This is a genomic window from Psychrobacter sp. FME6 (assembly GCF_014861365.1).
Taxonomy (GTDB): domain Bacteria; phylum Pseudomonadota; class Gammaproteobacteria; order Pseudomonadales; family Moraxellaceae; genus Psychrobacter.
The window spans coordinates 20512-30439 of record NZ_RRYW01000037.1; the positions used below are offsets into that span (position 1 = coordinate 20512).

The following is a 9928-nucleotide window of genomic DNA, read 5'->3' on the forward strand; positions in this document are numbered from 1 at the left end:
TCTTACCTTTTAAAACTGATGAGATTGTTCTATGTATCCATTTATTCGTTATGCCAGCACCATCGCTCGCGCCGCGCTACAAGTAAAAAAAGGCAACACCTTAACGTTTAAAGATACCAGCGAGATTAGCTTTCGCTGCCGACTGTCTGATATTGATAATTTTTTAGAGATGAATAATGGTCGCGTGTTCACACTTTATGACATGGGGCGTACCGACTTTGCAGTACGTAGCGGACTTGGCAAACAGCTGCTAAAACAGCGTTGGGGTTTGGTGGTCGCTGGCAGTACTATTCAATATCGTAGGCGGATTCGCGCTTTTGAAAAAGTCACTATGAAAACTAAAATCGTCGCCTTTGATGAGCGCTGGATATATATTGAACAATCAATGTGGGTCAAGGGCAAACCTTGCTCGTCTGCCCTACTGCGTACTGGCGTCACCGAAGGCGGTAAAGTCATTGAGACCTCTCGTATATTGGCCGCGTTGGATCAATCTGATTGGGAACTACCACCAAGCGGCTATGTAAAAGAATGGATCGTGAGTGATGCTGACCGACCGTGGCCGCCGCAAGCTTAAAGCCAATTATTCAAAAATACTTATAAATTACAAGCAGCGATTCACAACCAGCTCTTCACAACCAGCTCTTCACAACCAGCTCTTCACAACCAGCTCTTCACAACCAGCTCTTCACAACCAGCTCTTCACAACCAGCTCTTCACAACCAGCTCTTCACAACCAAGTAACCTTATAGCTACTATTTACTAACAATACATTATATAAATAAGTATATTAAATGTTAGGATAGTAGTGAGTTTTCATTAAACTGAATAAGGAAAATAAGATGGCTAATAACACGGATTATCGCACTGATTATGTAGGCACACTGTTTGATAATAGTGATTCAAATCCTAACAAAATTACCTTGGCTTTTACTATGGCGGGAATTGCCTTGAAGAAAGGGCACTCTGCTTCAGTGATTTTGATGGTAGACGCAGTGCATTTGGCATTACCAAACGCTTTAGATGACGTCAATATTGGCGCGCCATTTGAGCCTGCAGGCGAATTGCTAGAAGCCTTTATCGCAAATGGCGGCCAAGTATTGGTTTGCGGTGCGTGTATGAAACACAATGGCGTTGAAGAATCTGCGATTGATAAGCGCTTCCCTGTGATTAGTGGCGATGATGTGGTCGAGCTGTTGATGAATGCCAAAGGCTCGTTGCAGTTGAACTAAACACTTAAGCTAAGCAATAAGTTGAAATAAATGGGTCAGTTTTCTTAATTATCTTTTGATAGTTTAGGATCTGACCTATTTTTCGTTTGAAGATAAGCTATTAACCTTAAAAAGATTACCTTTGTACTCCAAACCTATTTCCTTTATCGCATAACTAAATAAACATTCTCTAACACGCACGGCGTTCAGCTTTGGTAAAGTAAGTTAGGTAAATTTTCTAATAACACTGTTCTCAAAAATCAGAGTAGCAAGGAAAATGATTGCAAGTGCTACATTGAGTAGGCTAAGCGAGTTTGACACCGCTAATCGTATTTTTGAGAATAGTATAAAACAAAAAGGACGCTCGTCATGACCTTACTTAAAACCCTGAATTTAACCCATCCTATCGTTCAAGCACCGATGGCAGGAGCCACCACACCTGAGCTGGCAGCGGCTGTAAGTAACTTTGGTGGACTGGGGTCACTAGGCGGTGGTACGACGGCGCCAGATATTTTAAACGAGCAAATCAACACCCTTAAATCACTGACTGATCGTCCTTTTATGATCAATTTGATGGTGTTATCCGAGCACGATTCTAATACCTTGGATAGCGAGATTCCTGATTGGTTAAGCGATTATTATGAAAAAAATAACCTAGACATGGCGTTACCTGAACGTCCTGCGCTCAACTTCTCTGAGCAACTACAGGTCCTTTATGACAATCCCGTTCCGGTGGCGAGTTTCACCTTTGGCATTATTAGCGTCGAGCAAGTTCAGTGTTTACAGAGTTTAGGCACGCGCGTCATCGGAACGGCAAATCATCCTGACGAGGCAAAACAATGGGCAGAGATTGGCGCAGATGCTGTCTGTATTCAAGGCGCAGAAGCTGGTGGACATCGCGGTGGTTGGTTGCAACAAAGCTCAAATGATCCACTAGGATTATTGACGCTGATTAGTCAAACTCGCGCCTGTACTGATATTCCGTTAATAGCCGCTGGCGGTATTATGACAGGGCAAGCGATTAAGGCGGTGCAAACGGCTGGCGCTGAGCTGGCGCAAATAGGGACGGCGTTTTTGACCACCGATAAATGCGGGATTAACGACATCTATAAGCAAGCGTTAATTGATGCTGGCCTTGGCAAGCGCAGTTCGGAGACGCGATTAACGCGTCTATTTTCGGGCAAACAAGCTCGCGGTTTATTGAATGATTATCTGTGCGACTTTGCTCAATACGAGAGCGCTCATGAGCTACCGCCCTACCCACAATTGAATGTGATGACCAAAAACTTGCGTGCTGATGCAAAGCGCAATCTTGATGCGGAACATCAGTCTTTATGGGCAGGACAAGGCGTGGCTTTGGTGAGACAAGAAAGCACGCTTGAATTGCTAGAGCGCCTAGTAACAGAGCTATCATCTGACTCTATTTAAGGGGTTCTCGAAACTTCTTATAATCGTTAGCGGTTTCTTTTACTGCTTCAATCATCGGAACATGGCCGACATCCTTCATCGTAATCACTTGCGCTTGCGGGATTATTTGTTTTATCAGCGTGACCGTTTCAGGTTTGATTACTTGATCCTTTTCGCCCCAAACGACCAGCGTTGGAATGTCATATTGAGCGATGGTTGTGGCGCGCTCCTCGACACTATCGGTGACGATTTGCTCTAGTATGTTAGATTCTAGCGCTTTATTGGCGATACGTTCTTGGGCAAAGACAGCTTTTACTGACTTAGGGATATAAGGCGGCTTGGTCATGACAAAATCATACATCTTATAAAAATCCTGCTTATTATCCACCAACAGCGGGTTATCCTCTAGCGTTGCGTTTTCTAGCGATTTAGGGAGACCTGCTGACCAAAACCCCGCGCTATCGATCAACCATAGGCTTTTGACATCTTTTGGGTACTTTGCTGCGTACGCAGCACTGATAGCGCCGCCCATCGAATTGCCACCGACATGGATACTTTCTGCTAATCCCTTCGCTTGTAATAGCTCATGTAAGCGTGTCGCTTGCGCCTCTGATTGATAGTCTGCCGTCATCGGCTTACTAGAGTCGCCAAAACCTAACAAATCAGGAATGATCAAATGATAGTCGCCTAGCTGTCTTGCGATGCGGGTGAAGTTGTCTTTATTGCCGCCGAAGCCATGAATGAGTAATAAAGGCTCAGCGTTTATATTGCCATTTTCAGCGTAGACCATTTTATCGCCAGAGCTTAATGTCATTGCTTTGACTGCTAAATCAGACTTATTGCGCTCATACTGAACTAATTTTTGGGTGGTATTTACCGCGAAGGTATTGGGCGCAGTCGTACAACCTACGATTGAAAAACTTAGCAGAGTAGCAAGGCCTAGGCGTTTTAGCAGCATCGAAACATCCTTTTTAATATTAGGGCGAGCCCTAGTCAGAATAAATTAAAGATTATTATCCTAGCACAAACTCTTTTTAAAACTGAGCCATAAAAGCAACTCGCTTGTCCATTAAAGTTTATGGCTGTTCTCTAAAAACGGCTATACAAATAATCATAAAGCATGCCGAAGGGTTACAGCTCTAATAAAGACGGCACACCCTTTCTGGTTTATGATAGATATTTTTGTTTCATTAGCTCTAATTATTAGCGCTAATTATAAGCCCCCGAATTAAATGTCTGGCGCAAAGGGATGAACATTGAGTAAAACAAATACCTCCACTGGTAAACAGCGCGACCTCACCGAAGGGTCGATTGCCAAGACGATGCTGCTGTTTGCATTGCCAACACTTGGATCATCGGCACTACAGTCGTTAAACGGCTCGATCAATGCCGTCTGGGTCGGTCGGTCTCTAGGTGAAGAAGCGTTGGCAGCGACGGCGAACGGCAATATCTTAATGTTTATATTGATCTCTTTCGTTTTTGGCTTCGGTATGGCGTCTACTATTTTGATTGGTCAGGCAATGGGTCGTCGCAACGAATCCATGGTCAAAAAAACCATGGGAACAGCGCTAGGGAGCATTATTCCGATCAGCGTATTGGTGTCGGCAGGAGGGTGGATATTTGCACCGGTGCTACTTGATATGCTTGGCACGCCGGCAAGTGCTGCAAGCCTTGCACTGACTTATATGCGGATGATTTTCGTTGCGATGCCGGTCACATTAACGTTTACGCTGATAATGATGGCACTACGTGGGGCAGGCGATTCTACAACACCCCTTTGGTTCATAGCTATGTCGGTCGTTATTGACTTGATTTTGACACCGACGCTTATTTTGGGTCTAGGCCCATTTCCCGAATGGGGTATATTTGGCTCGGCCTTCGCAACCGCCGTCGCCAATACACTAGCGCTTATTGGCATGCTCATCACCATGTATCTGCGTGGCTCTGTGCTGGCGCTTCGTATGCCTGAGCTGCGCTTTTTGCGCGCCGACCCAGAAATCTTGAAGTCGATGTTCTCGAAAGGTTTGCCGATGGGCATTCAAATGATCGTCATCTCTTCGGCCGCGTTGACGATGCTATCTCTGATAAACCGTGAAGGGGTGCAGACGACAGCCGCTTATAGTGCGACCCAGCAGCTTTGGACATACGTGCAAATGCCTGCGATGGCGTTAAGTGCCGCGGCGAGTGCGATGGTTGCACAGAATATTGGTGCTAACAAATGGCACAGGGTTGCAGGAATCACACGCTGGGGGCTCACTTTTAACCTAGTATTGACAGGCGCTGTCATCGTGTTGCTCACCATTTTTGATGAAACCTTTTTAGCTCTGTTTCTTGGCAGTGACAGCCAAGCGTTGCCAATTGGGCGGCATATTCAGATAATGGCGACATGGGGTTTTATCTTTTTTGGGATAGCGCAGGTTTTGTTCGGCACAATGCGGGCGAATGGCTATGTGGTTTGGCCGCTAATCGTGATGATTATTTCGATGTACCCAGTGCGTCTTGGGTTTGCTTTTGGGCTTTATCCCATGCTTGGCGACGATGCGCTTTGGCTGTCGTTCCCAGCAGGCATGGTGGCGACTGCCCTGATGGGGGTAGGACTGTATCTGCACGGCGGATGGCGTAAGGGCAGTATTTTACCGGCAGAAGAGGCTTCCCAAAGGTCTGAAGAGTTTCGCGCGCATACAGGCACCAATGCCTCGTTCCGAGATATTATCCCAACGACTGTATGGAAGCGCTTACCTTTGCGCCGTATCACAAGGTTGCATAGGCGACTTAAGAGACGCCTTCATAGATACCGTATGATAAGAAAGAATAAATGAGGATAGCGTGGTTCATATAATAGAAGTTCAACGAGGCGGCTTTTGTCAATCAGTGTAGAGGATTCACAAGCTGAAAGTGGGTTGATGAAATATTAAAAGTTTGCATTACCCAATAAAAAATCCACTGCCGCTGCTGCATGAATAGCCGTAGTATCGAATACTGGGATTGGGCTGTCTGCTTGCTTAATAAGCAATCCAATCTCGGTACATCCTAGTATCACGCCCTCGCATCCTTGCTCAGCTAAATCCTCAATCACTTGGCGATAATACTGCCGTGAGCTATCGAGTAATTGTCCTTGGCATAGCTCATCGTAGATTACCCGATGCACCTCTTCGCGTGCATCCGCATCTGGAATGAACACTTGCAAGCCAGCATCAATGAGGCGTTGCTTATAAAAATCCTGCGTCATGGTGAACTGTGTGCCTAGTAGCGCAACACGAGTTAAGCCTTTATTTTTAATAGCTTTAGCCGTTGCATCGGCGATATGTATAATCGGCAAACCAGTCGCTGCCTGCACCTCATCGACGACTTTATGCATGGTATTGGTCGCAATTAACAACCCTTGCGCACCAGCCGCCTGCAAGCGTTTGCCGCTATTGGCTAATATTTCGCCCATTTCCTCCCACGCCCCTTGCGCTTGTAACTCACCAATTGGTGCAAAATCTACGCTATGAATAAGCAGGTCTGCTGAATGCAAGTTGCCAAGCTCCGACTTAATACCTTCATTAATCAGCCGATAATAGCTTTCGGTACTCTCCCAGCTCATGCCACCGATGATGCCTAATATTTTTTGCTTAGCGTTTCGTTGTTCCGTAGACATTTTTTATCCTTATAATTTTTTAAAAGAGCGTTAAAGGTTATCAAGTAAATCCTTATACAATCTAACCATTAAAACAGATAATGATCGCAATATAATAATGAGAACTTGATGATTGATAATAACCATTTTACCTAGCCGTCGTCACGCGATATCATAGTCGCCGCCAAGCACTCGCAATGCTTTACTTCATCATCTCTTCTCTCGAAAAATTACGTTTTTATGATTAAGACGTAGCCCTCATCATGCAGGACGACTTAACGTTATGGCTCAATTTCCCGTCATCAGAATACGCACACGGCGCAAATATTACCGGTTGATTTTCACCTTTTTAATGGCGCTACTGATGTCCACGATTATTTCAACGGCCTTGCTGTTGATAAACGTCGGTTTTGTCGATGGGTTTTTTATCACCCTATTTCACTCATGGAAATATGCCTTTATGGTTGCTTGGCCGAGCGCTTATATTTGTGCCTATTTAATTCAAGAGCACCTACTCAGCCGCATTGAGTTTTATTAAGTAAGCACCTACAAACTTTAGTACACCATATTCTCATAAAACAGCTAAGATAGACTTTAAACTGTTTTTAATGAGAGGGTACTATGACCCAACCACGGCGTACTATCGAGCAATTACTGCACCAAGGTATTCTACCTCTCAAAAATACCGAGGCGGCAGCAACTCACCTAGAAGTCTACCCCAGCAAACGTACTTGGCTAACGTTTTTTGATAAAGCCTTGCTCATTATTGGCACGATAGCACTGGTCTTGTCCTTAGTTTTCTTTATCGCCTATAACTGGGTAAATATAGGCAAAATGGGTAAATTTGCTTTGGTAGAAGGGGCGTTATTTATCACGATTGCCCTTTACGTTGTGCTCTCTTTTAGACAGAAATTTCAGCTAATCCGGCAGCTTTTACTGCTCATTGCCAGCGTGATTACCGGTAGCTTGTTGGCACTGTTTGGGCAGGTGTATCAGACGGGCGCTGATACCTGGCAGCTGTTTTTTGGCTGGGCCGTATTGATTGTGCCTTGGGTCGTTATCGCGCGTTTTCCTGCACTGTGGCTGTTGTGGCTTGGGCTGATAAATGCTGGTCTGATGCTATATCTTGATTTGATAGATTTGTCATTTATTAATCATATTTATCAAAACGTTGTTCAAGTATGGCTTCTAGCACTGATTAATTTTATCGCCTTCAATACTTGGGTTATCAGTACTGAAAAGCAAACACTTCAAGCAGCTACTACCCATACCAACCTCACTTCTATTATTCCTCCTAAAACAAAAAGGCAGACCAAATCCAGCTTACACTGGAGCACTTATATCGTCGGTCTACTCAGTACTTGCTTTATTACCTATCTAGCGGTTTTCCCTGTCTTCGAGGGTGGCAATCGCTTAGCTACGCTTATCTCTGTTATATCTTGGCTTGGCTGGTGCGGCTTTATGCTTTGGCAATTTTATCAACGTCGAATCGATTTGCTGATGCTCACTTATCTGTCATTTTCTATCATTACCGTGGTGATGTTTTGGGTAGGAGAATGGCTATTAGATGACTTCGATGCGGGTGGGCTTCTAACTTTAGCGCTGTTGCTGATTGCAATGAGTTCAGCAGCGGTGATGTGGCTACGTAAGGTTGCTCGTTTAAATCACGAAAACAGTGTGCCAAGTACGGTAGCCAGAGGTGACATAGACCATAAACACCCAGACACTACTCTTTTACAGCTACAACAGCTTGGACTTATTGATGCAAATGCTATTGATAATGATGCTCAGACCGACCAAACCGTTAATAATGACCCTCAAGACCATAACCCTTGGTTTATACAAGTATTCTTTGGTTTTAGCGGCATTCTCGCCAGTCTATTTTTTATCGGTTTTTTAACCTTATTGCTAGAAAATACTGGCGTACTCGATAGTGCGATAGCGAACTTTGTCATGGGCATGGTATTAAATATTGCTGGCTTTATCTTATTTAAAAATAAACACCTTCGCCGTAGTATATTTTTAAACAGCTTAGCCTTTACGATTAGCGTAGCTGGACAAGTCTATGTGGCGTACGCATTAATTAGCGGTGATATTGAGCACCCCTTTGCTATATGGTTATTTTTATTGTTTCAAAGCAGTATGACCTTCATCGTGCCGAACTTTATTTACCGCATACTAAGTAGCTTGGTTGCTTTGGGCTGCGTGGTTTATTTACTTAACTACTATCATCTGCCTGAGATCAGTTTGGGATTGTTGGCACTGACTGTTGTTATCAGTAATTTACAACGTTATCGCCTATTACAGTCCGTTTCTATCGACTGGCAAGCGACCATTTTTGACCCTATCAAAGCAATTGGCTATGCCAGTACACTGATGCTGTTGTGCGTTTCTGTGTACTTTATCGCGGCTGAATATGGAAATAGCTTTGACAGTTATAGTACGGCTTTCAGCTACAACTATTATTTAGCCCAAGGGCTGCTCATTATTGCTAGCCTCTATGGTGCTGCTTTAATTCTCAAACGCTATCAAGTCAGTTTCCTATCAGCAGCAGGAATTATCGTTGGTTGCACTATTGCCATACTTGGCGTTATGTCGATTTACGTCTCAGGCTTATTGGCAACCAGTTTAATTATCATCATTGCTGTCGCCAATAGTCAGCGCCTATTGCTAGGGTTTGGTATTGTGGCGTTGGTCAGCTATATCTTTTGGTACTACTACCAGCTCGATACGTCTTTATTGGTCAAATCCGTCTCCATGCTGGTCATCAGTATCGCGCTATTACTTATGCGTTGGACGCTTATTAAAGGCTATCTTGCAAATATAAAATCGAGCGCCAACGATCATCAGGAGCGCCTATCATGAAAGATAAAATTCTGACCAAGCGTTTAATTAAAGAAACATCGCCGACCATGCATTGGCTACAAAAACCGGCAGTCATGATTGTTATTGCCCTTCTTGGATTGGCGCTGGTATTGGGCTTGATGATGATGAATATCAACAAATACGAAACCCATCTTGCCACTGGCGATACGGTATTATTAGCGCTTGCCCCTGTTGATCCGCGCGGCTTTATGCAAGGCGATTATATGACCCTCAGTTATGCGCTAGAGCCTGATGTTTTTGCAGCGTTGCGACCCGAAACGCGTGAAAGAAACTTAGAGAGTTTAGAAAGCTTGCAGCCAGATTTTCGAATCTATAAACCAAGTGACGGCTATGTAATCGTCAAAACCGATAGCAACAATGTTGGACAATTTGTGCGTTTAGCCAAAACCAATAGCCGAGATGACCTTAATAGTTTAGCTGTCAATGAGTTGGCTATTCATTACCGCATCCGTAACGGTAGCGTGCAAGTGGCGACCAATGCTTTTTTCTTTCAAGAAGGTCATGCCAAGTCATTTGAAGCGGCACAATATGGCTTGTTCCGCGTCAATGCTAAAGGCGAGCCGTTACTGACTGAGATGGTAAACGATAAATTTCAAATTATTAAAGGGGTTGATGTTGAGGATAAGGCTGAATTAGCTGATGACTCCTCTCATTAATTAATAAAAGCTAGCCAGCTAACAACCTTCATTAACCAAACTGATATTGCGATAAATACGCGCGGCTTGTTACTGTGGCTTGTCGTTTTAAATATTTGGTGGTGTATCAAAAAGTATGCTGGAGTAATAAAAGAAGGGTGACAGCCGAAGCA

At 44.2% G+C, this 9928-nt stretch carries 9 protein-coding genes; 7 read left to right on the forward strand and 2 right to left on the reverse strand.

Annotated features, from left to right (window positions below; all coding sequences use genetic code 11):
- Positions 1 to 31 precede the first annotated feature (31 nt).
- The 3 genes from EI162_RS07255 (at position 32) to EI162_RS07265 (ending at position 2636) form a co-directional block, all read left to right on the forward strand.
- Positions 32 to 574 (forward strand): acyl-CoA thioesterase, encoded by a 543-nt coding sequence (locus EI162_RS07255; protein ID WP_192523709.1) that lies wholly within the window; start codon positions 32 to 34, stop codon positions 572 to 574.
- A 265-nt stretch (positions 575 to 839) separates the two neighbouring features.
- Positions 840 to 1229: a DsrE family protein gene (locus EI162_RS07260; protein ID WP_192523710.1), complete on the forward strand. Its 390-nt coding sequence runs from the start codon at positions 840 to 842 to the stop codon at positions 1227 to 1229.
- Between the two features lie 348 nt (positions 1230 to 1577).
- Positions 1578 to 2636 carry an NAD(P)H-dependent flavin oxidoreductase gene (locus EI162_RS07265; RefSeq protein WP_192523711.1) on the forward strand — a complete coding sequence of 353 codons (1059 nt, stop codon included), beginning with the start codon at positions 1578 to 1580 and terminating at the stop codon, positions 2634 to 2636.
- Here the strand turns inward: EI162_RS07265 and EI162_RS07270 are convergent.
- Entirely contained in the window at positions 2629 to 3573 is a 945-nt protein-coding gene (locus EI162_RS07270; protein WP_192523712.1) for an alpha/beta fold hydrolase, read from the reverse strand. The genes EI162_RS07265 and EI162_RS07270 overlap by 8 nt on opposite strands.
- 298 nt (positions 3574 to 3871) lie before the next feature.
- Between EI162_RS07270 and EI162_RS07275 the strand changes: the two genes are divergently transcribed.
- On the forward strand, positions 3872 to 5434 hold the full coding sequence (locus EI162_RS07275; protein ID WP_192523713.1) for an MATE family efflux transporter: 1563 nt from the start codon (positions 3872 to 3874) through the stop codon (positions 5432 to 5434).
- A 92-nt stretch (positions 5435 to 5526) separates the two neighbouring features.
- On the opposite strand, the gene EI162_RS07280 is transcribed toward EI162_RS07275, so the two are convergent.
- Positions 5527 to 6255, reverse strand: a complete 729-nt coding sequence (locus EI162_RS07280; RefSeq protein ID WP_192523714.1) for an aspartate/glutamate racemase family protein — start codon at positions 6253 to 6255, stop codon at positions 5527 to 5529.
- Between the two features lie 262 nt (positions 6256 to 6517).
- Here EI162_RS07280 and EI162_RS07285 point away from each other — a divergent pair, with 262 nt between their 5' ends.
- From EI162_RS07285 to EI162_RS07295, 3 genes are all read left to right on the forward strand, one after another.
- Entirely contained in the window at positions 6518 to 6772 is a 255-nt protein-coding gene (locus EI162_RS07285) for a DUF2798 domain-containing protein (protein WP_192523715.1), read from the forward strand.
- Between the two features lie 83 nt (positions 6773 to 6855).
- Positions 6856 to 9099, forward strand: a complete 2244-nt coding sequence (locus EI162_RS07290; protein ID WP_192523716.1) for a DUF4401 domain-containing protein — start codon at positions 6856 to 6858, stop codon at positions 9097 to 9099.
- Positions 9096 to 9776 (forward strand): GDYXXLXY domain-containing protein, encoded by a 681-nt coding sequence (locus tag EI162_RS07295; RefSeq protein WP_225735403.1) that lies wholly within the window; start codon positions 9096 to 9098, stop codon positions 9774 to 9776. Before EI162_RS07290 ends, EI162_RS07295 begins: the two co-directional genes overlap by 4 nt.
- The last annotated feature ends 152 nt before the right edge of the window (positions 9777 to 9928 follow it).

Coding starts and splice junctions, on each gene's coding strand:
- EI162_RS07290 (WP_192523716.1), top strand. CDS start 6,856: ATGACCCAACCACGGCGTACTATCGAGCAATTACTGCACCAAGGTATT.
- EI162_RS07270 (WP_192523712.1), bottom strand. CDS start 3,573: ATGCTGCTAAAACGCCTAGGCCTTGCTACTCTGCTAAGTTTTTCAATC.
- EI162_RS07280 (WP_192523714.1), bottom strand. CDS start 6,255: ATGTCTACGGAACAACGAAACGCTAAGCAAAAAATATTAGGCATCATC.
- EI162_RS07260 (WP_192523710.1), top strand. CDS start 840: ATGGCTAATAACACGGATTATCGCACTGATTATGTAGGCACACTGTTT.
- EI162_RS07285 (WP_192523715.1), top strand. CDS start 6,518: ATGGCTCAATTTCCCGTCATCAGAATACGCACACGGCGCAAATATTAC.
- EI162_RS07265 (WP_192523711.1), top strand. CDS start 1,578: ATGACCTTACTTAAAACCCTGAATTTAACCCATCCTATCGTTCAAGCA.
- EI162_RS07295 (WP_225735403.1), top strand. CDS start 9,096: ATGAAAGATAAAATTCTGACCAAGCGTTTAATTAAAGAAACATCGCCG.
- EI162_RS07255 (WP_192523709.1), top strand. CDS start 32: ATGTATCCATTTATTCGTTATGCCAGCACCATCGCTCGCGCCGCGCTA.